At 56.6% G+C, this 23,842-nt stretch carries 20 protein-coding genes; 9 read left to right on the top strand and 11 right to left on the bottom strand.

Annotation, left to right across the window (positions count from 1 at the left end):
* The first annotated feature begins 107 nt into the window (after positions 1–107).
* From groL to M4951_RS17010, 6 genes are all read left to right on the top strand, one after another.
* Positions 108–1,724 (top strand): chaperonin GroEL, encoded by a 1,617-nt coding sequence (gene groL / locus M4951_RS17035; protein ID WP_262022848.1) that lies wholly within the window; start codon positions 108–110, stop codon positions 1,722–1,724.
* Between the two features lie 131 nt (positions 1,725–1,855).
* Positions 1,856–3,019, top strand: coding sequence for a molecular chaperone DnaJ (gene dnaJ / locus M4951_RS17030; RefSeq protein ID WP_262022847.1), 1,164 nt, complete (start codon positions 1,856–1,858; stop codon positions 3,017–3,019).
* Positions 3,020–3,036: 17 nt separating this feature from the next.
* Positions 3,037–3,633: a nucleotide exchange factor GrpE gene (grpE, locus tag M4951_RS17025; RefSeq protein ID WP_262022846.1), complete on the top strand. Its 597-nt coding sequence runs from the start codon at positions 3,037–3,039 to the stop codon at positions 3,631–3,633.
* Positions 3,634–3,977: 344 nt separating this feature from the next.
* Positions 3,978–4,322, top strand: a complete 345-nt coding sequence (locus M4951_RS17020) for an FmdB family zinc ribbon protein (protein WP_262022845.1) — start codon at positions 3,978–3,980, stop codon at positions 4,320–4,322.
* 65 nt (positions 4,323–4,387) lie between these two features.
* Entirely contained in the window at positions 4,388–4,570 is a 183-nt protein-coding gene (gene yacG / locus M4951_RS17015) for a DNA gyrase inhibitor YacG (protein WP_002654454.1), read from the top strand.
* Between the two features lie 75 nt (positions 4,571–4,645).
* Complete coding sequence (locus M4951_RS17010) at positions 4,646–5,908, top strand: hypothetical protein (protein WP_262022844.1); 1,263 nt, start codon at positions 4,646–4,648, stop codon at positions 5,906–5,908.
* A 62-nt stretch (positions 5,909–5,970) separates the two neighbouring features.
* Here the strand turns inward: M4951_RS17010 and M4951_RS17005 are convergent, their stop codons facing one another.
* The 5 genes from M4951_RS17005 to M4951_RS16985 form a co-directional block, all read right to left on the bottom strand.
* A complete protein-coding gene (locus tag M4951_RS17005) occupies positions 5,971–6,411 on the bottom strand; it encodes a hypothetical protein (RefSeq protein ID WP_262022843.1) in 441 nt (146 codons plus the stop codon).
* A complete protein-coding gene (locus M4951_RS17000) occupies positions 6,408–7,376 on the bottom strand; it encodes a DUF1559 domain-containing protein (RefSeq protein ID WP_262022842.1) in 969 nt (322 codons plus the stop codon). Before M4951_RS17000 ends, M4951_RS17005 begins: the two co-directional genes overlap by 4 nt.
* A gap of 439 nt (positions 7,377–7,815) precedes the next feature.
* Positions 7,816–8,154, bottom strand: a complete 339-nt coding sequence (locus tag M4951_RS16995; protein WP_262022841.1) for a hypothetical protein — start codon at positions 8,152–8,154, stop codon at positions 7,816–7,818.
* 6 nt (positions 8,155–8,160) lie between these two features.
* On the bottom strand, positions 8,161–8,508 hold the full coding sequence (locus tag M4951_RS16990) for a P-II family nitrogen regulator (RefSeq protein WP_002654451.1): 348 nt from the start codon (positions 8,506–8,508) through the stop codon (positions 8,161–8,163).
* A 170-nt stretch (positions 8,509–8,678) separates the two neighbouring features.
* A complete protein-coding gene (locus M4951_RS16985) occupies positions 8,679–11,441 on the bottom strand; it encodes a zinc-dependent metalloprotease (RefSeq protein WP_262022840.1) in 2,763 nt (920 codons plus the stop codon).
* A gap of 230 nt (positions 11,442–11,671) precedes the next feature.
* On the opposite strand from M4951_RS16985, the gene M4951_RS16980 reads away from it, so the two are divergent.
* Together M4951_RS16980 and M4951_RS16975 are read left to right on the top strand one after the other, a co-directional pair.
* The gene (locus M4951_RS16980; RefSeq protein ID WP_262022839.1) at positions 11,672–12,706 is read left to right on the top strand and encodes an aminoglycoside phosphotransferase family protein; all 1,035 of its coding nucleotides are present in this window, start codon (positions 11,672–11,674) and stop codon (positions 12,704–12,706) included.
* A gap of 176 nt (positions 12,707–12,882) precedes the next feature.
* Positions 12,883–15,426 carry a protein-disulfide reductase DsbD family protein gene (locus M4951_RS16975; protein ID WP_262022838.1) on the top strand — a complete coding sequence of 848 codons (2,544 nt, stop codon included), beginning with the start codon at positions 12,883–12,885 and terminating at the stop codon, positions 15,424–15,426.
* Between the two features lie 64 nt (positions 15,427–15,490).
* Here the strand turns inward: M4951_RS16975 and hisG are convergent, their stop codons facing one another.
* Positions 15,491–16,342 (bottom strand): ATP phosphoribosyltransferase, encoded by an 852-nt coding sequence (gene hisG / locus M4951_RS16970; protein WP_262022837.1) that lies wholly within the window; start codon positions 16,340–16,342, stop codon positions 15,491–15,493.
* A gap of 36 nt (positions 16,343–16,378) precedes the next feature.
* Entirely contained in the window at positions 16,379–16,720 is a 342-nt protein-coding gene (locus tag M4951_RS16965) for a phosphoribosyl-ATP diphosphatase (RefSeq protein WP_262022836.1), read from the bottom strand.
* Between the two features lie 143 nt (positions 16,721–16,863).
* Between M4951_RS16965 and miaA the strand changes: the two genes are divergently transcribed.
* Complete coding sequence (miaA, locus tag M4951_RS16960) at positions 16,864–17,802, top strand: tRNA (adenosine(37)-N6)-dimethylallyltransferase MiaA (RefSeq protein WP_262022835.1); 939 nt, start codon at positions 16,864–16,866, stop codon at positions 17,800–17,802.
* 411 nt (positions 17,803–18,213) lie between these two features.
* Here miaA and M4951_RS16955 read toward each other — a convergent pair whose 3' ends face one another.
* From M4951_RS16955 to M4951_RS16940, 4 genes are all read right to left on the bottom strand, one after another.
* Complete coding sequence (locus M4951_RS16955; protein ID WP_262022834.1) at positions 18,214–18,639, bottom strand: hypothetical protein; 426 nt, start codon at positions 18,637–18,639, stop codon at positions 18,214–18,216.
* Between the two features lie 218 nt (positions 18,640–18,857).
* Positions 18,858–20,258 carry an IS4 family transposase gene (locus tag M4951_RS16950; protein ID WP_262022749.1) on the bottom strand — a complete coding sequence of 467 codons (1,401 nt, stop codon included), beginning with the start codon at positions 20,256–20,258 and terminating at the stop codon, positions 18,858–18,860.
* Positions 20,259–20,623: 365 nt separating this feature from the next.
* Complete coding sequence (locus tag M4951_RS16945; RefSeq protein ID WP_262022833.1) at positions 20,624–21,838, bottom strand: TlpA family protein disulfide reductase; 1,215 nt, start codon at positions 21,836–21,838, stop codon at positions 20,624–20,626.
* Between the two features lie 407 nt (positions 21,839–22,245).
* On the bottom strand, positions 22,246–23,751 hold the full coding sequence (locus M4951_RS16940) for a hypothetical protein (RefSeq protein ID WP_262022832.1): 1,506 nt from the start codon (positions 23,749–23,751) through the stop codon (positions 22,246–22,248).
* Between the last annotated feature and the right edge of the window lie 91 nt (positions 23,752–23,842).

Genomic DNA, 23,842 nt, shown 5'->3' with positions numbered 1-23,842 from the left:
ACCTCGCGAAGTTCCGACAGTGCAGCCTGTCGCAAAGATCCACAGGCTGCTAGTCGCTTTTCCGCGAGGTAGTCATTCCGAATCATTCCAAATAAGGACATTCAAGCGTGGCGAAACAACTGCTTTTCGACGATCATGCCCGCAGCAAAATGCTCAAGGGGATCGACAAGCTGGCCGACGCTGTCGCGGTGACGATGGGGCCGACTGGTCGCAACGTCATCATCAACAAGTCGTTCGGCGGTCCAACCGTAACGAAAGACGGCGTGACCGTCTCGAAAGAAATTGAACTCGAAGATCGCTTCGAGAACATGGGCGCCAAATTGGTCAACGAAGTCGCCAGCAAGACGTCGGACGTCGCCGGTGACGGCACGACCACGGCGACCGTACTGGCTCGCGCGATCTTCAAAGAAGGTATCCGCAATATCGTCGCCGGCAGCAATCCGGCCGCGATTCGTCGTGGTATCGAGAAGGCCGTCGCCGCCGCCGAGGCCCACCTGCTTTCGACCGCGAAGCCGGTCAAAGGCAAAGAAGAAGTGGCTCACGTCGGCGCGATCAGCGCCAACAACGATCACACGATCGGCGAACTGTTGGCCGAAGCGTTATACCGCGTCGGCAAAGATGGCGTGATCACTGTCGAAGAAGGCAAGACCCGCGAAACGACCGTCGAGTACGTCGAGGGGATGCAGTTCGACAAGGGGTACGTTTCGCCTTACTTCATCTCGAATCCGGCCGAAATGGATTGCGAGTTGGAAGGCGCGTACATCCTGCTGTTCGAGAAGAAGATCAGCAGCATTCGCGACCTGGTCCCGATCTTGGAACAAGTCAGCGGAACCGGCAAGCCGCTGTTGATCGTCGCCGAAGACGTCGATGGCGAAGCGTTGACCGCCCTGGTGGTCAACAAACTGCGCGGCGTGCTCAACGTCTGTGCGGTCAAAGCGCCCGGCTTTGGCGATCGTCGCAAAGCGATGTTGGCCGATATGGCGATTTTGACCGGCGGTACGGTCATCAGCGAAGACCTGGGCGTCACGCTCGATAAGGTGACGTTGAGCCAATTGGGCAAGGCCAAGCGAATCACCGTCACCAAGGACAACACCACGTTGGTCCAAGGCGGCGGCGACAAGTCGGCCCTCGAGCAACGCATCGGTCAGTTGAAGAAGCAGATCGAAGAGACCGAAAGCGAATACGACAAAGAGAAGTACCAGGAACGCCTGGCGAAACTCTCTGGCGGCGTCGCGGTCATCGCGGTCGGAGCCGAAACCGAAGCGGAAATGAAGCAGACCAAAGCTCGCGTCGAAGACGCGCTGCATGCGACTCGCGCTGCATTGGAAGAAGGCATTCTTCCGGGCGGCGGCGTGGCGCTGGTTCGCTGCAAAGAAGCGGTCGAAAAGGCTCGTTCTTCCGCCAAGGGTGACGAGAAAATCGGCGTCAGCATCATCTTGAGCGTCCTGTCCGCTCCGATGAAGCAGATCGCTGACAACGCCGGTATCGACGGCGCCGTGGTGGTGGACGAAGTGTCGCAGAAGGGGACCAATATTGGCTATGACGCTCATAGTGGTCAATACTGCGACATGCTGAAGGCCGGCATCATTGACCCGGCCAAGGTGGTTCGCACCGCACTGTCGAACGCCGCTAGCATCGCTGGTCTACTGTTGACCACCGAAGCGATGGTGACCAACTTCGATAAGGAAGATAAGAATACCCGCGTCGAAGGCGTCATTCGCTAAGCTCGGCGTCGGATCTTCCCGATGGAAAGGGAGGGGACCTCCGCGTTCGCTCCCTTGTTATTAAAACTGGAATGGGCTGCTTTCCCTAGCGAGAGCAGCCCATTTTGTTGACTACGCTTCGGACAGAGGATATGGCCGTAAGAGCGGATTATTACGAAATACTCGGCGTTTCACGAACGGCGAACGGGGACGAAATCTCCAAGGCTTATCGTAAGCTGGCGATCAAGTACCATCCCGACAGCCATCCCGACGACGAAGACGCCTCGCTCAAGTTCAAGCAGGCGGCGGAAGCGTACGAAGTGCTCAGCGATGCGGAAAAGCGCGGTCGCTATGACCAATATGGTCATGCCGGCGTCGAAGGGGGACATCGCCAGTTTTCGGACGCCGAAGATATCTTCGAAGCGTTCGGCGACATCTTTGGCGGAGGCGTCTTCGGCGACCTGTTTGGGGGCCGAAGCCGTTCGCGCAGCGGACGACGCGTCAGCAAAGGCGCCGACATCAAAGCGCAAGTCACGCTCGACTTGGAAGAAGCGGCTCGCGGAGTCGAGAAAACCATCACCTTTGATCGTCGCGAACCGTGCGAAACCTGTAAGGGAAGCGGCGCAGCGGCCGGTTCGCAGCCGGAACGCTGCACGCGCTGCGGCGGACATGGCCAGGTCGTGCAGCAAGCAGGCATCCTGCGCGTGCAGACGACTTGCCCATCGTGCGGCGGCGCCGGGGTCAAAATCACCGATCCCTGCCGCAGTTGCCGCGGTCAAGGTTTCCAGAACCGACGCGTAGAGCTGGATGTGAACATTCCGGCTGGCGTCGACGATCAGATGCGCGTCCGACTCAGTGGAGAAGGGCAGCCCAGTCCCAACGGCGGTCCTGCCGGCGACTGTTACTGTTTTATCTCGCTGCGACGACACAAACTGTTCGAGCGCGACGGCGAGCATTTAATTTTGAAAATGCCGATCAGCTATACCCAAGCGGTGCTTGGCGCGCAGATCGAAGTGCCGACGTTGATCGAAGGCGCCCATATGTTGACGGTTCCGAAAGGGACCGCTTCGGGCGAGATCTTCAAGGTCCGCGGTCAAGGCATGCCCGATCCGCATGGCCGAGGCAAAGGAGACCTGTACGTGCAAACGTACATTGAAGTGCCGAAAAAACTGGATACGCGGCAAGAAGAATTGCTGCGTGAACTGGCCGAATTCGAACATGCGAACGTCAGCCCTCATCGGAAGTCGTTCATGGAATCGATTCGCGATTACTTGTTTTCATCCGGCGACGACGATGGCGCCGTGAAAGAAAAATAAACGAAGGATACGAACCCGTGTCGAATGAATCTTCTCCCTCTCCGGAAGAAAAACCGCTGAACGTTTTTGATAGCGACGCGCTGCAAGAGGACGTCGGCGCACTCGACGAAGCGCTGGCCGATGACTCGCTCGATGACGAAGCGAACAAGCTGCGCGACGATCTGGCCGGCGCTGAGCGCCGGATCTTGCTGGCTCAGGCCGACATGGAAAATCTCCGCAAGCGGATGCGGCGTGAAGTGGAAGAGACCGTCAAATATGCGGACGTTCCGCTGATCACGGATCTGTTGCCGGTGATCGACAACCTGAATCGCGCCCTTGAGTCGGCCGGTCAATCGCAAGAAGCGGCCGGAATAGTGACCGGCGTGAAAATGGTCGCTCAGAGTATGCTGGATGTGCTGGCGCGTCGCGGTTGCAAAACGATCGAAGCGCTGGGCCAACCGTTTGATCCCAATCGGCATGACGCCATCCTGCAGCAACCAAGCGATGAAGTCCCCTCCGGCCATGTGCTGATGGTGACGCAAAGCGGTTATCAATTGCATGACCGCGTGATTCGTCCTGCTCAAGTCATTGTTTCCACCGGCAGCCCCGCTGCCGCGGAAGGCGAAAGCTCCTAACGGATCCAATTGGACACTAGTGTTTTGTCAAACCGCTATTTTCGGCTTCCACGAAATCAGCCGCACGGCGTTAGCCGCGGTTTCTGTCACTAATTGTCTTTCGCAAATGAGTTCCCTTCAGAAACCGGTGCTAACGCACTACGGCTAATAAAATCATGGCGCCTGAAAATTGTCGCGTGACAGAACACTAGCCCGAAGCGCAAGCGAGGGAATGCGTTCGGCGATGCGAACATGGACCGAAATAGCCGGTCGCATTCCCTCGCTTGCGCTTCGGGCTAGTGTCCGAGCGTTTTAAACTAGCGTAATTTCCCAAGGCGGAAACAGTCACGTTTCCGGATGCGACGATGCCGACTTACGAATACGAGTGTGACGCTTGCCAACATCAATTTGAGGAATTCCAGAACCTCAGTGATGACGTGTTGACGAAGTGCCCTAAGTGCAAAAAGAAAAAGCTGCGCCGTTTATTCAGCACCGGTGGGGGACTGATCTTCAAAGGCTCCGGCTTCTACATCACCGATTACCGCAGTGATTCGTATAAGAAGAGCGCCAGCAGCGACGCCAGCAGCAGCTCGTCATCGAGCGACTCGGGCGGCAGTTCCTCCTCCAGCGAATCAAAGAGTTCGTCGAAAAGTGAGTCGAAGCCGAAAAGCTCTGGCGGATCCAAAGGATCGAAAAAGTCGTCCGACTAGCTTTCCGTGTGCCACGGCTCTGTGAGCCGTGGCACGCAAAGTGATTTCGCTCTACAATAGCCGCTATGCGATGTCCAACTTGCGAAAAAGAGTTTAACGCCGTCACCAAGGCGATGCCGTTCTGCTGTGAGCGGTGCCGGCAGATCGATCTAGGCGTGTGGCTCAACGAAGGCCACTCGATGCCGATGGACATCGAGAAGCGATTTGGCCAACTCTCGGGAGAAATTCCGGACGAGGACGACGAGTGACGTTTTAACCACGGCGCGTCGGTCTTATAATGCCCCCACGCTCGGTCACACCCCCGACGCGTGAGGAGATCTCGAATGACTGACGACCGTGAAGTGCTCCGCTCCGTTTCCTGGCGCGACATCTTCCCTTGGATACTACTGTTTCGGACCTTTGGCCTCTCGTTCCAGCTGCGCGTGCTGTTGTTAGCGATCGCAGGCGTCATTTTGGTCGATGTCGGCTGGTGGGGCGGAGGCCAGCTCTTTTTACAGCCTGCAGAACGCCCACTGGGTGAGGTTTTGCATTCGCCGGTCATGGCTCAACGAGCGATGGAACAAGCCGCGGAGGGAAAATTGGGGAGCGTCCTGATGATCCTGGATCCCATCCAGGAAGTCTGGGTTCATGCGACGCGCCCTTACCGTCTTTTTTTCTCGGTCGACAATTCGCTCCGGAGCATGGCCTATCGCGCGTTTTGCGCGTTGTGGGCGACAGCCGTTTGGTCGATCTTTGGAGGAGCGATCGCCAGGATCACCGCATTATCGCTGACACGCGATGAGCGGTGCGGCCTCAAGAACGCGCTGCTGTTTTCGCTCTCCCGATTTCTCTCGTTCTTTACTGCGCCGCTATTTCCGATGCTCGGCGTATTGGCGTTCGCCATTCCGGCGATGCTGCTGGGGTTAATCGCTTATTTTGGTGACGTTGGACTACTTATTTCGGGTGTTCTTTACTTTATCGCGGCGATCTTCGGCGTGATGACCGCCGCGCTGCTGATTCCCCTGTTGTTTGGCTGGCCCCTGATGTGGGGCGCTATCGCGACCGAAGCTTCCGACGCGTTCGATGCGCTCAGCCGTTCGTACGCTTACGTCACGCAGCGTCCGCTTAACTTCGCCTTCTACGGCGCCGTGTCGCTGGCAGTCGGCTCGTTGGGGTTGTTCGTTGCGTCTTTGATCGTGGTCGTCTCACTGGGGATGACCGACTGGGCCTTTGCGATTGGGGCAGGCGGAGAACGGATGGGCGACTTGCAGATCGCCGCCGTCGATGCCCCGATCCGGATTTTCCGGCAAATCGAGCCCGGCGTTGGCGAACCTGTCGAGATGACCGAGCCCGCTCAAGGCACCAAAATTATTTACTTTTGGCGCGGTTTGATCGCACGAATCCTGGATGGCTACGTCTACGGCTTCTTCTTCATCGCGGCCACGGCGATCTACCTGCTGCTGCGGTACGATGTCGATCAGGCCGAACTGGATGAGGTGACGCTTGAAGGAGAAGTTCGCTTCCCCCCACCGGCGTTTGCGACCGAAGCAGGGAAGACAGCGGACGAACCGGGGAATATTGAATCGTCCCCGCCACCGGAAGCGTGAGGAGCCGAAATGCCGAATGACGAATGCAAGTCTCCCGTGAGGCATTCGTCATTCCATAAACATTAACGGGATTTACCAGGACGTTTTTTTACGGGGATGTTGAAGTCACGCGTCGCAGTCTCGCGTGGGAGTTCCACTGACTCGGTATAGTCGTCGAACAGTTGTCGACCATTGGGAAGCATTTCCCCTTCTTCACCGTCAGGCTGAACGCCGTCGTATCCCAAGATCCGGACAATCATCGGACCGCCTATGATTCCCTTCCATCCGCTGGAAGTGTACTGCCCATTTTTAATCAGCAGAGATGTCGCGGGCCCAGAGTTCCCGAACGAACGATCTGGTTCAAAAGTGATCTCGCCTGCCGTTAATGGTTTGCCGTCATAGGTGACGCTCCCAGAGATATTATATCTCTCGGGGCCGGTGGAACTGGCTCCGCATCCGGTCAGCATTGACAACAGCAAGAAGAGCATAAGCCCTTGGTAGGAGACGACTCGATATTTTCTCATGGCTGAAATCCCGCAACTGGAAGGCCATCGGACTTGCGACCCAAGTCGCGGAAAGTGTTGATGTCGATATTCTCGCTTTGAAAGTGGATCGACCCATCTGCCAAAGCGAAGAAAGCGCCGCCGGTATGATGACTACCAAATGTATTGGTCATCAAATTTATCGTTACGTCTTCCGCGGGATCGAGCGGAGAACTGTTTATCTGTTTCATGATGGCCGCAAGCGTAACGTACATCTCTCCGTTACTAGTGCTCCAATAATAACTTGAAGCCCAGCTTCCGTAGTAAGATGCGAATCCGCCCTTGACTTGCAAATAACGTGATTCGCCCAGCATCATCACATTCGAAGAGCCGTCCGACAGGTCGCGGAACCGCGTATTAGAATTGTTGTAGAACATGCCGGTGTTCGATCCGATACGCCCCGAGTAATTAGGAGTGCGGCAACAACCTTCGTCAGTCGTGCTGGCGCAACTTCCCATGATGGCGAAATAGTTGCTATTAGCGTTGTCACTGTTCGAGTTGTTGTCTGAAGGACACTCAAAACGGGTGTTACGTATTAGCTGGGCTGCTTTTTCGGAGGTTCCGTTTCCACCGCCGCTGGGATAGAGTCCAAAATAGGTTCCCTCAGGATCGAACGACTCATAGCGAGCGGCATCTTCCATAAAAGGAAGCAGTACGACGGCCCAAGGCGCGCTGCTTCGCATGACGACGCCGGATTGTAATTGCGGGCAAAGGTTCGATGGATTGTTGGTGACCACGCCTGCCGGAAATACCGTATGCGTGTCATGATAGTTGTGCATTGCAAGTGCAATCTGCTTCAGATTATTGGTGCAATGCAGTCGACGCGCCGCTTCGCGGGCTTGTTGGATCGCAGGCAACAATAGCGCAATTAGCACGCCGATAATCGCAATCACCACCAGCAACTCCACCAGGGTGAAACCCCGACGATTCGCCTTTCCACAAACCATCCGATATTCCTTAGCTATTCCACGAAAAGCATATTAGCGATAGGAGCCGTTAGGATATACGGCGTATCGCAAGGGTGCAAACCTTCTTCCTAAATTGTTAGGATGCGATGGAATATTTCGGCACTGCTGGTGTGAATGTTAGATGAAGGAAGTTGGTAGTGTACTTGCGAAAAATGGTGAATATTTTCGAGGCGGAGAATGCGGCACGCAATTTACAGCCGATAGAATGAGCGGATGGCATGTCGGGCAATGAAGAAATGGCGAAAATTCTGAAAAAACGCCTGCCAATCGCGTCTGGACCACAACTGTTGAAACGAAGCTGGCCGACTCGAAAGCCATCTCATTGTCGGGAAATGCGATAACGTTGTGACTGATCGTTCGCGCAAACAAAAAGGTGCGACCTATCGCACCCTTCGATTTCTATTCCTCTTTTCTGTGGTCATTCTCCAAAGACCATTTTCATACCGCTGTGCAACTGACCATTGGTCATCGTGCGGAAGCCGGCCGATTTGGCGGCGGCCAGGCGATCGCTTTGGACATGCGGGCCATAGGCGATAAGCTCCAGCTCTGGTTTCTTCGCTTTTAACGCGGCTACCAGATTGGCCAACGGAGCGCCGGTTGACGAAAGATCAACTACAACGCGGTGCGTTTCGTCGTCGATCGCTTCCGTGCATTGCTCTGGCGATCCTACCACTTGGAGGGTGACGCCGCCGGAGCGGGCCGCTTGTTGTGCCTGGCTAGGAAACATCAGGTCACGAGTCAGATAGACAATCTTCATGCTGCTTTATACGGCCGCGGGTCCGCGGGCGGCCCCTCCGATTTGAATGGTTTGCTCGACCGGCAGAACAAAGATCTTGCCGTCGCCGATACAGCCTTCTTGCCCGGTGCGAGCGACGCTTTCGATGGTCGCGAGCGCTTTTTCGACAAAGTCGTCATTCACGATCAGCTCAATCGAGATCTTGCGTAGCAGCGTCGTTTGATATTCGACGCCGCGAAACGTGGCCGAGTGTCCCCGTTGTCGCCCATAACCTTCGGCGTCGGTAACGGTGAAACGTTCGACCGAAATCTCTTTCAGCGCATCGCGCAGCGAATCGAGTTTGGTCGGCTGAATGAGAGCGATGATCAACTTCATCGAAATATCTCCTGCGGCGGCACGCACGGCGTGAATTTCTACTGCCGTTTAGGATAACGGATCGCGGAGGGATCGGCGACTGGCGCTAAAGCGGAAAGCGGGAAAGCGGCGCATAAAAAAGCCCTCTCTGGGTGGGAGAGGGCTTTTGCGTTTTCGTTTTCCTCCCGGACTTACGGAGAGGCGAAGATCAGCTGGGAATCGAGCACCTTGTTGATGCGGGCTTTGGTTTCCAGCAGGTGAGCCTGTGAGTAGGAATCGAGTTTGACCTTCTTCTTCAAGGCCGAGTCGATCTTCTTCGACAGGTCGATCAGTTGAGCGTAGGCGATTGTCTGGCAATCGTCCGGGGCGTACGTGTCTCCCAAAGCGATGTTCGACAGGCGGCGGAGATAGTTCCGCTGCAAGCCGCGACGCAAACTGCTAATCGCCGGATCGCTGTTGGTGAACTTTTCGTCCCCCTTCTTGATATCGTCTATCTCGCTGTAGACAACCTTCGTCAGCCGCTCGATCAATTCGGCCGTCGTCATCGCTTCTTCGTCCTCGGCGACTTTCAACTCCGAATCATGCATTCGGGTCAGGGTGCCGGACGAGAGCAATTGCGACAAGACGCGGTCCTGCCACATCTCGATATAGCCGTGGATCGGGAAGTCAGGACGCGAAGTCATCGACGATCCCCAGTGATCCCAGTGGGACGGGGCCAACTGGTTGTAGATCGAGGGATCGACTTCGTACGGCTTGTCGCTGAAGACTTGCTCTTCGAGCAAGGCCAAAGCGGCGCGTTGCTTTTCGATATCGACCGCTTTCATCGGGGGCAGCGCGTCTTTGTCTCCCTTATGGCTGCGGCTGGTGTGGATACCGCCGACATAGCGAGAAACGAAGAACATCGCCTGACCGTGCGTGCTAAGCAGCACGTTGAACGCACGACGAGCTTTCGAGTAGTCGTCGCCATCCTTCACGACGCGATTGACCAGGTCATCCATCGCTTCTTGAACGACTTTCGCCTGACGTTCGGCGAATTTAATCGCGTCTTCACCGAAGTCGAAACGGTTCGAGTCGGGATCAGGAGCGCTGCTGGTCGTATCTTCGTCGGTCGCGAAGGTCAAACCCGGCTCGCCGCTGCGAGTCGCCAGTTTGTCGAGATCTTTTTTCTCGCCATCGGTTCCGCCGGAGTACGGGGTGTAGCCGTACTGGATCGCCCAGACATCATACTTGCCGATTGTCTGCGGGAAGTAATCGCCTTGCTTCTCGTCTTTCGGCGAGATGTTGGCCGGAACATAGTCCATCACGCTCGACACCATGCCGTCGGTCGAGTCTTTGAGGTCGTTCATCTCTTCCAGCGAACGGAATTTGCTCGCTTTGAAGTTGTGACGCAAGCCGAGGGTGTGTCCCACTTCGTGCATCGTGACTTCTTTCAAGCCTTGCATGAACAGCTTTTCGCGAACTTCTTCACGATCTTCTGCGGCGGCGGCGCCTTCGGCGGCGATCAGATTGGCGAAGGCCATTTGGCTGGTCATCCCCTTGCCAAGCATGCAGGCCGAACTGGGCGCGGCGCTGGGAGTGCGTCCCGGGATGCCGCCGGTCAGTTTGTCAATTTCGGCCTGACGTTCGGGCCAACCGCCGGTTAGCGCGGCGATGCCTTGCGGGTTGATGTCTTCAAACGTTTGTTGCCAAGAGTTGAGGAACGAAGCGTCGAAGATGATGTCCGCATCCAGGATCTGCCCGTTGTACGGGTTGGTGCGCGACGGACCCATCGCGAAGCCGGCGTCTGAGGTAATCCAGCGGAACGTGTTGTAGTTCACGTCTTCCGGATCCCACGAGTCGTCGTCTTCTTGTTGGCGAACGCGGACTGCGTCGATGTAACCAGCTTTTTCGAAGGCTTTGTTCCATTCGAGAATGCCGTCACGGATCGGCTTGCGGTACTTGTAGGGAACCGTGTTTTCCAGGTGGAAGAGGATCGGCTCGGCCGGTTCTGACATCTTGGCGCTCGGTTCCGCTTTTTTCAGATCCCAGCGATTGATGTAGCGAACAAACTGGTCGTCTTTCGACTGCGAGAAGTTTTTCACCACGGTCAAAAAGTAACCAACGCGATCATCGGCCAAACGGGGCTTGTAGCCGTTGGAAGGAATTTTGCTGATCGAATAGTGAATGTCGATCCCCACGCCGCGGCTGTCCGGGACCGAATCAATGTTCATGCGTCCGCTGGTCGCGTAGGTCGCCGCGACTTCCAATTCGATGTTCTTGGCGAAGCCTTTGACTTCGCTGAAGACCGATTTGCTGGGAGAGAACGAAGCGCCCGGCAACACGTCCGAGATCTGCGGCAGGTCGCTCATAAAGACCGGCGTGACGTCGATCAGGTCGCCGCCGTTGGGGCCTTTTTTGTCTGCAGCCAAGCTGAACAAGACGCTATCGCCGTAGGCGTGTTGCACGGCGCGGGCTTCCGGCTTGTCGCTGTCGGCCTTGAAGCGGACGTTCTTTCGCACGATATGGACGTTGTCGTCGATCTTCCGGAACTTCCAAACCCAATCGTCGCCAAAGCCCCAGCTGAATCCGCCGTAGATCGGGTATTGGCCGATACCGCGACTGATCGAGATTAGCACGATGTACTCGCCGCTATAGTGTTGCGACGAAAGTTCCAGGTACAGGCGATTCCCCTTGTGATACATGGGGATCAAGCCGTCAACCTTTTTGAAATCTTTCAAAATGCGGGCATGATCGGGCTGACTGGCCGAACTTCCCCCCTCTTTGCTGTCGCTAGAAGAGCCGCCGGTGGTCGCCATGACTTTGTCGGCGTTCTCATTGGCTTTGGCGGCGTCAGCTGACGCGTCTTTGGCGGCGACCGCATCCTCGGCGAACGCCGACGGCGGACAAATAACGGACGTCAGCCCTGCGGCAACCAAGACCGCGAGAGTTGACCGCAATAGGGTCGACAGTTTCATTATCATCTTCTCTTAATGCGGGGAGCTAAATGTTTGGGGGCAGACGAAGCGACAAGAGGCGAAGCGAGGAGGCGTGTCCGCCGCATGAGGATTGCTAGGGTCCTAAAATATACCCCATTTTCTCACATGGGCGGATTTGGGAAAAGTTTTCCGGCAGTCTCTTTGCAAAAATTGTGCATAATTCCGCGCAGGGGAATTAGAACGTCTAGAGGAATTTTTTCGGTAGCGCCATGTTTGACAACCCCGACCAATCGCAGAATTTGTCAAAAACCGGCGAGATCGCCGAGGCGTCCGAACTGCTTCCGCGGTTTCCCGAACTTCTGCGACAGCCGTGTCAGATCACATCGCTTGGTTCAGCTGGCGGCCTCAGTGGGGGCGCAATCTGGCGAATCGAGTCCGATCGCCGGTTTTATGCGCTCCGTCGGTGGCCTGCGGAAACAACCTCTTCCCGCTTACGATTTGTCCACTCTCTACAACATAGGTGGCGCGAGTCGAATCTAAAGTTCATTCCTAAACTCTATACGACGGTAGAGGGGGAATCGTTCACTGAAAATGCATCGGAGTTCTGGGAATTGGCCGAGTGGATGCCCGGTGCGGTGCTGCAAAAGGATACGATCTCGCCCCAGCAACAAGACGCCGTCGCTGCGGCGATCGCCGCAATCCATCAAGCGGCCGCTCAGCACGCATCTTCGTTAGAACCCTCCCCAGGACTGCAGCAACGTCTGGCGATGCTCCAGCGCTGGCGGACGATCGATAAGACCATGGTGAACGACGCGATCGAGCGACTTGCTTGGCCCGAGTTTGCGGTAATCGCGCAGCAGACGCTTCAATCGTTCGCGTACGCATCGACCACGATTGGGGGCGAACTACAAGCGGCCGTGTCGACTCCGCTGCCGCTGCACGCGTGTCTCCGTGATATCCATAGAGACCATATTTTTCTGACAGGCGCTTTGGTGACCGGAGTTATCGATTTTGGCGCCGTTCGAATCGAATCGCGAGCTGGTGATCTGGCCCGTATTTGCGGATCGTTGTTTGAGGATGACCGCAATCGTTGGGAGGATTTTCTCGCACGCTATGAGCGACTGCGCCCGCTATCTGCCGCAGAACGCCGGGCGATTACCGTATTTGATCGCTCGGCGGTGCTGTTGACCGGGTTGCAGTGGATCGAGTGGATTGCGCTCGAGCGGCGGCAATTTCCCGATCCGGCGGCGGTTCTTTCTCGGCTGGATATCTCTTTACGCCGACTGCAGTTTCTATTGAAATAGAGAGACGTCGTCGCCGCTAGCAGATGAAGTGTCGTTTGTTTCACTGACTCCTGGTGGAGCAATTGAAACGATGAAGGATAGAATAAGGGTGAACGCGCTACGCCAGCGCGATGCATTCGCCTGCTGCTTGAAAACTTCCCAGCCTTCCATTCACTCCCTTCGAGTTTGATTCGCGCATGACTTCGAAGCTTGTATTGCGTTTGTCGAGTTACGTTTCGCTCCTGTTGTTGGCGCTCACGGCCAGCGTGCGGGCGCAAGGCTTTGATCCGTTCGCCGGATTGGAAGGTCTCGACAACGGCCTGGCCGCAAACGATCCCAATCTGAAGGTGACCGGCAAGTTTGTCGTCGATCCCGAGAAGCATATTGGTCAGATCGAAGTGACCGCCAAAGTCGATGACGGTTGGTATCTCTATTCGATCACGCAAAAGCCTGGTGGGCCGCTGCCGTCGAAGTTGACGACGCCGGCCGACATTGTCGCTGGTAAGTTCGTCACCAATCAAAAGCCAAAAGTGGTTCCGCCGGACGACATCATGCCGGTGCCGCAAGAGAAACATTATCACTCGGTCACTTGGAAGGCGCCGTTCGTTTGGCCGGAAGGGGTGGATCCGAAGACGTTGACGCTTGAGATCAAGTACTCGGGGCAAACCTGCTCTGACGCCGGAACATGCGTACCGCAGCGGAAAACATTGCAAGCGAAGTATGCTGGCGAAGCGAAGCTCGAAGTCCCCGCTGACTTTAAACCGACCAAGATGTTGGCGCCCAGCGGCGATGCGGCTTCGCCGATCAAGCATCAGATCATGGGCAAGCTCGGTGATTTTAGCACCGTAGGCGGGCACTCGATTATTCGCGGTAATATCACGCCGAAAGTTGTCGAGCCCGGCGGAAAAGTGCGGGTCGAATTGACTGTCAATGTGACGGACGGCTATCACGTTTACGCGTATGACACGGTCGACCCGCTGATTTACAAACCAACCGTCATGGGATTGGCGAAAGCGACGCCGTGGAAGATGACGACGCCGACGACCGATAACCCGGTCATCGAAAAAGCGTTTATCGAAGGGGAAGCGCCGCTGAAGTATCACCACGGCGACACGACCTGGTCGTTCGAGATCTCGGTTCCCCAAGACGCCGCTTTCGGCGAGCATCCGATTGTGGGATTCTTGGGTTACCAGACCTGCACCGACGCGACTTGTGATCGACCAGCGGGAGTCAAATTTGAAGCGCTGGTAAAAGTTGGCGACGCGACCGATCTCGATACCGTACCGCTCGCTCTGAGCGAAGCGCCTTATAGTGCAGCCGCTGACGCAGCGGCAGGCGAAGAAGTCGAAACGGCGATCGAAGCGCCGCAGCCGCCAGTTGAAGTGGGGGCTGCCGGCGGCGCGACATGGCAAGTGGTTAACTCCGAAAAAATCACTAGTCTCTATATGGCGATGCTGTTGGCGCTGGTTGGCGGCGGCTTGTTGAACTTCATGCCGTGCGTGCTGCCGGTTGTCGGTCTGAAGATCATGGCTTTCGCTCATCAAGGAGGCGAACATCGCACGCGCGTGCTCGGCTTGAACGCCGTCTATACGCTCGGCTTGCTCTCGGTCTTTTGGGCGCTCGCCGTCTTGGCGATCGGCGCCCATGTCTTTGCCGAATCGGCCGCCGGCGATAATGCGGCGCAAGGTTGGGGTTCGCAATTTGGCAATCCTTGGTTCTCGATTCCGCTGCTCAGCCTGGTGTTTGTCATGGCGCTTAGCTTTTTGGGAGTCTGGGAACTGCAGATCCCCGGTTTTATCGGCGGCTCGACCGCCGGCGAATTGACCTCGCGCGAAGGCTACAGCGGCGCGTTCTTCAAAGGAATCTTCACCACGCTTTTGGCGACTCCTTGTAGCGGACCCTTCCTGGGGCCGGTATTTGGTTTCACGTTGGCGAGCGAGCCCTATGTGACCTTCCTGGTCTTCACCTGCATCGGCTTGGGCATGGCGTCTCCTTATTTGGTAGTCGCCGCGTTCCCGTCGCTCATTCGTTTTTTGCCGAAGCCGGGCGCTTGGATGGAAACATTCAAAAACCTGATGGGCTTCGTGCTGTTGGGGACTGTCGTCTATCTGTTGACGGTCGTCGACAAAGATTACTTGTTGCCGACATTGGCGCTGTTGGTCTTTTTGGGAATCGGCTGTTGGATCTTGCAGCTGACTCCGCCAGGAGCAGAGTTTGGCACGTCGATGAAATACTGGGGAGCTGCGATCGCGGTGGCGATTGTCGGTGCGTACGGTTCCTTCGCGCTGCTCGTCAAAGGTGAGACGCAGATCCCTTGGCAGTATGTCGCCGAGTCGGAATACGCGACGATCGAGCAGGACCTGTTATCCCTCCAAAAGTCAGGGCAAACCGTGATGGTCGACTTTACCGCGACCTGGTGTCCGAACTGCAAGTACAACTTCGCGCGGGTGATTGATACGCAAGAGGTCGCTGAAGTAGTGAAGCAAAACAGCATCGTGCCGAAGATCATCGACTATACGAACGAAGATCCGCCGCTCAAGGCGCTGCTGAACGGAATGGGTTACAACTCGATTCCGATGTTCGCCGTCTTCCCGGCCAATCGCCCCGGCGAAGTCTATGTGCTGAGCGACGTCGTCAGCAAGCAAAGCGTGATCGGCATCCTAAAAGACGCCGGCCCTTCTGTCGGTGAGAAAGCGGTCTCGGATTCAGTCGCCGCCAAGACGGCGATGGTTCCGCACTAAGTTCAAAATATAGAACGTTCAGCGAGACGCTCTCACGCGTCTCGCATTTTTTATGCGCTATTAATTACAGCCGGCAATTCGCGATCTGGGTTTCCAAAATCGCCGACGCGCCGATCACTTCCAATCGCTCCATCGCCGGAATTACTTCTTTACGACGAACCATCACGCGAACGGCGCACCAGCCGGGATCTTCCAACGCGTTGACCGTCGGCGAATTGAAGCCCGGGGTGATCTTCTCGGCTTCGGCCAGTTTGGTGCGGGGAATGTTGTACTCAAGCAGCGAATAGCTGCGTGCGATCACGACCCCTTCCAGTCGGCGCACCACGCGGTCGGCCATTTCCTGCTGGCGCGGCTCTTTGTTTTGGATCAGGATCGTTTCGTAACGGCCGATCTCGTCAAAGATCCGCAACCGGTTGGCGGCCAATGTGCTGCCGGTTTCGACCAGATCGACGATCGCGTCGGCGACGCCGAGCGAGATCATCACTTCGACGCTGCCTGACAGGGTGACCATGTGCGCTTTAGCGCCATGTTGGGCCAAGTAGGTTTCAGTCACGTGCGGAAAGCTGGTTGCGATCCGGGCGCCGTTCAAGTCGGCGGCCGTTTGAATCTTGCTGTCATCCGGAACGCAAACCGCTAGTCGGCAACCGCCGACGCCGAGCGCTAAGCGTTCGACGACATCGACTCCGGCTTCGGCGACCAAGTCGCTGCCGGTGATTCCCATGTCGATCGCGCCTTCAGCGCACAACACCGGGATGTCGTCGGTTCGTAGAAAGGTGATCTCAACCGGCGCGTCTTTGACCAGCGCGAACAGGCTGCGGTCTTGGCGACGGAAGCTGAGGCCGGCGTCTTTTAACAGTTCAGTGGCCAGTTCGGCCAGGCGCCCTTTGCTGGGAACGCCGATGCGGAGATTTTCCATGTCGCGAATCAATCGGGGGTGGGCGGTCGGCCGCGTTTATTCGTCGGCTTTGCGCGACGCTTTTTCATCGATGCCCGAGACGCCAAATCGTCGGGCCAATTCTTGTTCGACTTCGGCCAGCGTGATCTCTTGATGGCAAAGCAACACAAACAGGTGATAAATCAAATCGCCTGACTCATAGATCAGGTGAGCTCGGCCTTCGTCGCCGGGTTCGCCGGCCGCTTCGACCGTTTCGGCCGCTTCTTCCATGATCTTGCCGCCGATTTTGTCGACTCCACCGGCAAATAGCTTGGTGGTGTACGATTTTTCGGGCGGATTGGCCTTACGGTCCTCGATCACCGCCATCAATTGAGCGAGAATGTGGGATTCGTTGGGCACAGGGCGGCTTCACTACTAGCGAGGGGAACGGGACGGCAAAGCCTCCTATTCTAGCTGGGAAGGGGCAATTGCGAAATTCCTGGGCCTGCCGTGATGCCTGGGAACCGCCGAATCTTCTTGAAATTTACTGTGTTGCCCCGCTGATGAACGCTTCTGAAGAGGTCGATTTTCTCGATTGTTGGTATCTGACCGGTCCTACCGCCGGCGGAAAATCGGCGATCGGGCTGCAATTGGCCCAGAGAATCGACGCCGAAATCCTCTCGCTTGACTCGATGGCCCTGTTTCGCGGCATGGATATCGGCACCGCCAAACCTTCGCCAGCCGAGCAAGCCCTGGTCCCGCATCACCTGATCGACGTGCTGGACCCGAGCGAAGATTCGAGCATCGCCAACTATCTGGAGATGGCCGCGGCGGCGGTTCGCGACATTCGCGCTCGCGGCAAACAGGCGCTGTTTGTCGGCGGGACGCCGTTGTATTTGAAAGGGCTCCTCCGCGGGCTCACGTCGGGGCCTGCGCCCGATCTCGATTTTCGCCGGACCGTCGAAGAAGAGGTCGCGGTGATCGGCGCCGAAGCGCTGCACCAGCGTTTGAAACAAGTCGATCCCCTTTCGGCCGCGCGCATCAACGCCAACGACGTGCGGCGGATGATCCGAGCGCTGGAAGTTTACAAAGTGACCGGGCAGCCGATCAGCCATTTGCAGAACGACTTTGACGAAGGGCGCGACGCCGCCGATTGCCGCGTCTTCGCCCTCGATTGGCCGCGGGCCGAGTTGCACGCGCGAATCAATCGCCGCGTCGATCAAATGTTCGCCAACGGACTGGTCGCCGAAGTCGAAAAACTGTTCGCGCACAAGACTCCTCTCAGCGACACCGCCTTGCAGGCCGTCGGCTATCGCGAAGTGATCGATCATCTCGAAGGAAAATGCTCTCTGACCGCCGCTATCGAAAAGGTGAAAGTCCGCACGCGCCAATTCGCCAAACGCCAATGCACGTGGTTCCGCAGCCTAGGCGAATGCCGCATGACGCCGCTCTCCGGAGAATTGAACCCGCAGCAGATCGCCGACGAAATCGCTCGCCAGTAAAGGGCGAGTGGACCGGACTCCGTTTTTTTCGGGACGAAACCTGGGACAGGACCGGACTCCGTTTTTTTCGGGACGAAACCTGGGACAGGACCGGACTCCGTTTTTTTCGGGACGAAACCTAGGACAGGACCGGACTCCGTTTTTATCGGGGCGAAACTTGGGACAGGACTGGACCATGTTTTTTTTGGGGGGGGATCGGCCAGTGTCGTACTAGGGAATTCTCACCTTCGGTGCGAACCGCAAATCCGAAGGTCGCGCACGTCGAAACGGCGCCGCGTCCCACTTTCGACGGACGGGCGATTCTCTGTTGCGGTTATGGATTTTATTGATAATGGACCGCGAAGCCGTGCGCTTTGTCAATCGACAATCTTGGCTGCAAAGGGGGAGTTGTTCTCGGGCGTCATCCCCTGGTTATCCGCCGTCCTGGGGCTCTTCGAGAACGGCAGCAATGTAGTCCCAATCAAAAATATGCTCGCGCACAAATTCGGCCGGGTTGCTTGCGTAAGTATCAATCAGGCGGACCGTGAGTTTCCGCCCCCGAACGTAAGCTTGCAGCGTTGGGTTGTCGCTCAGGAAAAGCGGAAGCAGACGAATCGCCTCGGAGACGACGAGATTCAGGCGAGCATCCGTATGAACAGTAGACGGTGAAGCGGCATAGAGCCGCGCCGAGTCATCCATGTCGAGGTAAAACGCGATACCTTCCGCGAGGATCTTGCCGCCGCGTTCAAAAGTTGGTCTGGCGATTGGCGACGTGAACAGTCGGCGCAGTTTCGACCACCATGTTTCGTGATACTCGGTTTCGAGTGGAGATTGGTAGGGATTCGGCGTTTCAGTCACGGTTCTACGATGCCAATAAGGGCCAGTACTTCCCCTGAATATCCGGATATTCTGCCACCGGAGAAGTGAAGTAGGGTGCGTCGAGACGCACCACGAACCTGCCAACAATCGCCGATACTCATGCGCGTGGTAACGCAACTGCTCGGTTCGGTTGCGGTCGCCATGCGAATGAATTGGGAAGCCGACATGGCGATTCTTGGTGCGTCCAGACCTTAGGTTTACCCACATTTCGCAACTCGATATCCATCGATCATGCACTGCATTTTTTCCCAGCCTCGCCACAGGATCAGCCAGCCGGGCGGTTTATCGTTTCTACGGTTTTGGTGACCGCCGAGGCGTGCCAGTGCGTAGAAAAATTCGTACACGGACCAGTTTGCATCGTACTTCCCGTGTCGCCAGCGGCTGAGCACCTCGACATATTCCGGATCGATGACTTCGCTCGCCGGACGCGTTTTGGCGTCGGGGCTGCGACTTGCCGTGCGGAAATTTAGCAAGGTTAACGCCACCGCCGAGAGCATCGCGATCGCCGGTTGCAAGCGATGGACGTTGGTGAATTGCAATTTCTCAATCCCGCAACCGGTCTTCTGCGCCTTGTGAAATTCCTCGATAACCCACCGCCGTTCATACCACTGAGCCACGCGCCAAGCGTCGTCAAACGTACGCACAGGCTCGTTCGTCAGCAGCAGCCAACTGACTTGTTTTTCTTTTCGCGGCGGAGCGGCTTCCTCGACATACGTTACATAAATGGAGAGCCGATCATTACCGTGATGTCCATGTTTGCCGTGCGGCGCGCAGAGCAGAATCGGACCTCCTCGCAAGATAAACTCAGCCTGCTTCCGCGCCTTTCGGGCTTGCTTGCCGCGTTGCGATTGAACATCCATCGTGAAACGTCCCAGTTCCGGCAAACTCTTCGCATACCCCCGTAAAAGCCGCTTTTGACCGCTCGCTTCATGCCCCGGATAGACCTTGCGAGATTTACCGTTGCGAATCACAAAGCGTCGACCGCTGCGGTATTCATGCTCGAAAAACTCAAACGTGCTCGCCCCTTGATCGGCCACGTCAATCAAGCGCCAATCGTCCGGCAGATGCTGCGCGCCGCGAGGCCAAAGCAGGCTTTCTCGCGTCTCGCGATTGCGATGCTCAGGCAGCGTTTCGTTCTCAGGCACTTCGTCGCGGCAATGCAAGATCTGATCGAGCAGACCCAAGACTTCGCCCGACTCGGAATCAACGGCCAGCACGTTCTGACAGATGTAGCCGCGATGATTGCCGCGGCCGATCTGACCCAGGTCGTCCGTCAACGAATAGAGTGTCGAGTAATCCAACTCGGTGGCGTCATGCACGACCAGAACGGGGCCTTGATGCTCTTCGATGCGAGCGAGCGTGTATTCATGCATCGCCGCAATCAACGCGGAATGCTCGACCGCATCATTTTCGCAGAGTCGATAAAGCCCTTTCAGTTCCGCGCCTATCGCCAACTTCTCGGGCAACGTCCCGCCGGGATGCCGACAGAGGGAGTCAAATGCCGCAACCGCGCGGTTGGTGCGTCGCTTGTCGCCCAACTCCGCCTGCCCAAACATGGCTTGCCCCAAACTCTGATTCGCTTGTTGAGTGACGCTCATGATCGACTCCGTTCTTGGTGAAAAAGTAGGTTGCCTCCTCTTTCATCCATGCAATCGCCAATCAGAAATCCACCCTAAATTCCCCCATGAAGTCTCGATAAATCCAATGCAAAACGCCAAGCTATAAGCCACCGCCCAATTTAAAGACGCTAGCACGGGCGATCAGGAAATCGACAGATCTGGAATTCATGCGCGTGAGATGTGGGCGGACTTAAGGTCCAGACGCACCCTACTGAGGATTTCGCAATTTGCGATTGTGACATGCTTTAAATGATCGTACCGCACCGCGCAAAAAAAGCCCACGTTTCGTGAAGGAAACGCGGGCTTTTGGATCGGTTTACCGTGCGGCGGGCCAAGGCCGAGCCCTACGATTTTTCTTGCTCCGTGGGCGGCGCCGTGGGAGCGGCGTCGAGGAGACGCTTGAGTTCGCTCGTCAGTTTTTCGCCCCGGGCGTTCAGGTCGATGACGTTCCCTTGTGGGTCGACCAGGATCGCTTGCGGAATGCCGGTGATGCCCAAGTAGGTGACCAGCGGGTGGCGCCAGCCGCGCTCCGATTCTTCGACCGGGAACATCGTCTGCCAGGGGAGTTTCATTTCGGCGATGTAGCTTTCGGCGTTCTCTTTGGAATCGTCGAGCGAGACGCCGAGAACTTCAAAGCCGGCGCCTTTGTATTTTTCGTACATTTCCAGGACGTGCGGCATTTCGGCGCGGCAAGGGCCACACCAAGTTGCGAAGAAATCGACCAGCACGACCTTACCGCGATAGGCGGACCAATCGAGCTCGGAACCGTCCAGCATGGTTCCCGACATTTCCAGCGGATTGCCGATGATCGTCAAGCGGCGATGCACCCCTTCGACCTTTTTCAGCGCGGCTTGAACCGCGGGATCTTCTGAGTCGGCGTTCAGCTCGATCGCCTTGGCGAGTACCGCGATACCCTCAGAGCGATCGCGGCTGATGATGTAGGGAGAAATAATCTTGGCCACGATCATGCCGGGAAGGCCCGGCTGGTCCATGTCGACTCTTTTCTGGGCGTCGGTAAGCATTTTTTCAACGTCGAGTTTCGCTCCGTCCCGGGCCGCCGCTTTCGCATGCGAGTCGATGATCATGTAGATCGCGATCTGGATGGTGTCGGCGACGCCGCTGTTGACGCCTTCTTCCAGCGCCGCTTCAAACGCCGCTTTGTCAGCGTCGGTTTCGGTTGCGGCGGCGATTTCTTTGAGCGAGACAATCTTGAACGTGCTGGCTTTGGCGAGCGGAACGCCGGTTCCCTGCAGATCTTTGATCTTCTGGCAGGTGACGGCCATCTCGCGCATGAGCTTGACGAACTCGGCTTTGCGCTCTTCTGCGGTTCCTTGCACGCCACCCAGTTCGCCACGCAGCGTATCTATGTGTGCCGACAATAGAGTGACATCGTCGGATGTCGTGGGATCGAAATCGGCCAATTCATCGACTTCGGCGATCGGAGTCGCATCCGCCGCAATCGTTGGTTGGGTCGAGAGGCAAAGGAGAGTCGCAGCGATGGCGGCGGCCCACAAGGAAGCGCGCTGATTTTGTGTCAGACACACGGCGAATAGAGACATGGAGACCTCATTATCAATGGTAGAACGAAACGTAGCGGGGCATGCATGAGGAAGTGCTACGGCGTCGTATTCTGTGTTTTGCGGCGGTTTTTCCTGCGCCAAGTGAAAACGATATTCTAGCAACCCGCTTCTGATTTCTCGGGATGTTTTGTTTCCAAAACGATGAGAATACGGCAATTTCTGCGCGACTTTTGCGCGTTAATTTTGCTACAGGGGCGCAAGTCGAGAAATGCGAAAAGTCCATAAAGAAAAATATGCCAGGGTGGAGAAGGGGAGTGAATAAAGGGGGTCAGACCCCAATTTTGCTGCAAAATTGGGGTCTGACCCCCTTTATTCACAGGCGCCGGCTGTCGACAAAAAAAGACGCCGCAGTGGGCGTCTTTGGGTGAGCGAGTTGTTGGTTGGGCTTAGTTCGCCGCTTTCAGTTCGCGGAAGCCGGCGAGGATATCGCGGTACTTGGTGCGAAAATCGACAACCATCCAGCCCATGTAGATGTTGAAGCCGAGCGAGAGAAACGCGACGATCACGAGCATCCAGTAGGGACGTTCGACTGGTTCGGCGACTTTCAGTTTTTCTACTTCCAGGTCGCGAGCAGGTCGATCGCTCGGCGAAGGCGCCGCAGCCGGCGGTGTTGTTTGGGTCGGAGTCGGCGGTTGTTGAGCTGGCGGCGCTAACGGCGGAGTACCGTATCCCGGCAAAGCCGCCAGGTAGGGATTGTACTGCGCTGGGTAACCAGGCGCCGACGCATAGTAAGGATTGGCCCCCGGCAGATAGGGATTGGCGTAGTTCGGCTGGCCATACGGATTGGCTGGTTGCTGAGGATACGGCTGCTGGTAATTGGGCTGCTGCGGTTGGTAGTTTTGGTTGGGCTGCTGATTCGAGGGGGGAACCACATTGCCGTTGTTATTGTTGTTTTGCGAGTTCTGGTTTTGCCCATTTTGATTTTGGCTGGGCGGCGTACTGTTGATCGGCGTCAGGCCGCCGTTGTTGTACGAACCATTGTTGTTCGTCCCGCTATTCGTGGAACCGTTGTTGAGGTTCGACGAATATCCGCTGCCGCTGTTTCCATTGCCGGTGTTGTAGTTCAATCCGCTTCCCGATTGTCCGGTGCTGGGAGTCGCGTAGTTGTCGCCAAATCGCTGATAGGTGCTGCCGCCAGGCTGCGATGTTTGGCCGTTATTGGAAGTGCTGTTGTTATTGAGTGGGGGCGAAGTGTAAGCGGGATACTCGCTCCCTTGGTTGGTCGTGGGAGTGCTCGAATAGCCGCTGCTTCCTTGGTAGGTGGTCGACGTGCTGCTGTTGGACGGCAGCGGAGTCGTACTGAAACGATTGCTGGACGACGAAGGCGCGACCGGCGTCGTCGTGCTGCTGCCGGGAATCGAGAAGTTGCTTGCGCTGCCTCGCAGCGCCGGGTTGGTGTCGGCGGCGTTGGCCGTGCGCGTATTGGGATTCAGCGGCGTACCGCCGGTCGTGACTCCGCTGGGAAAGTTGGAGACGCCGCTGCTAAGCGTATTGTTGTACCGCGGAGTCGGAACATCGGCGGCCAGCGCGTTCAGCGGAGGCGTCGCTGTCGACGCGGAACTGCTGCTAGGCGCAGGGTTCAACTCTAACGCTTCGACTTTGCGCAGCGTGGCGTTGTCTTCAATCGGAGCTTCGAACGAGGCGGGCTGTTCGGGCATCTCGCGCGGCAATTCTCCATCGCCGATTTGCACGCGAAAACAACGAATGTTCTCGATCGGCATATCGGGAGGTAAAACGCCTTCGATTGACGATTTACCGTCTTGAAGTCGTTTGAATAATTCGGGCTCAATCTGAATGATGTATTCAACGCCCTGCGGGTCATCCTTGGCGGGGCGCCAACCTGTATCAATTCCGACGGCGGCTGTAGCAACTAAAATAGCGGCGGCGTACACGTTTCCATCTCCTCGTACGGCACGAGCGTAAAAATGCCGGCATCATCGTAGCTAGTATGCCGGAAACAGGAAAGCGACATTTGACAGCAAT

The sequence above is a fragment of the Blastopirellula sp. J2-11 genome, from assembly GCF_024584705.1.
Lineage (GTDB): Bacteria > Planctomycetota > Planctomycetia > Pirellulales > Pirellulaceae > Blastopirellula.
This window is presented reverse-complemented; position numbering and strand designations above follow the sequence as displayed.

Coding starts and splice junctions, on each gene's coding strand:
- dnaJ (WP_262022847.1), top strand. CDS start 1,856: ATGGCCGTAAGAGCGGATTATTACGAAATACTCGGCGTTTCACGAACG.
- M4951_RS17020 (WP_262022845.1), top strand. CDS start 3,978: ATGCCGACTTACGAATACGAGTGTGACGCTTGCCAACATCAATTTGAG.
- yacG (WP_002654454.1), top strand. CDS start 4,388: ATGCGATGTCCAACTTGCGAAAAAGAGTTTAACGCCGTCACCAAGGCG.
- M4951_RS17010 (WP_262022844.1), top strand. CDS start 4,646: ATGACTGACGACCGTGAAGTGCTCCGCTCCGTTTCCTGGCGCGACATC.
- M4951_RS17005 (WP_262022843.1), bottom strand. CDS start 6,411: ATGAGAAAATATCGAGTCGTCTCCTACCAAGGGCTTATGCTCTTCTTG.
- M4951_RS17000 (WP_262022842.1), bottom strand. CDS start 7,376: ATGGTTTGTGGAAAGGCGAATCGTCGGGGTTTCACCCTGGTGGAGTTG.
- M4951_RS16995 (WP_262022841.1), bottom strand. CDS start 8,154: ATGAAGATTGTCTATCTGACTCGTGACCTGATGTTTCCTAGCCAGGCA.
- M4951_RS16990 (WP_002654451.1), bottom strand. CDS start 8,508: ATGAAGTTGATCATCGCTCTCATTCAGCCGACCAAACTCGATTCGCTG.
- M4951_RS16985 (WP_262022840.1), bottom strand. CDS start 11,441: ATGAAACTGTCGACCCTATTGCGGTCAACTCTCGCGGTCTTGGTTGCC.
- M4951_RS16980 (WP_262022839.1), top strand. CDS start 11,672: ATGTTTGACAACCCCGACCAATCGCAGAATTTGTCAAAAACCGGCGAG.
- M4951_RS16975 (WP_262022838.1), top strand. CDS start 12,883: ATGACTTCGAAGCTTGTATTGCGTTTGTCGAGTTACGTTTCGCTCCTG.
- hisG (WP_262022837.1), bottom strand. CDS start 16,342: ATGGAAAATCTCCGCATCGGCGTTCCCAGCAAAGGGCGCCTGGCCGAA.
- miaA (WP_262022835.1), top strand. CDS start 16,864: ATGAACGCTTCTGAAGAGGTCGATTTTCTCGATTGTTGGTATCTGACC.
- M4951_RS16950 (WP_262022749.1), bottom strand. CDS start 20,258: ATGAGCGTCACTCAACAAGCGAATCAGAGTTTGGGGCAAGCCATGTTT.
- M4951_RS16945 (WP_262022833.1), bottom strand. CDS start 21,838: ATGTCTCTATTCGCCGTGTGTCTGACACAAAATCAGCGCGCTTCCTTG.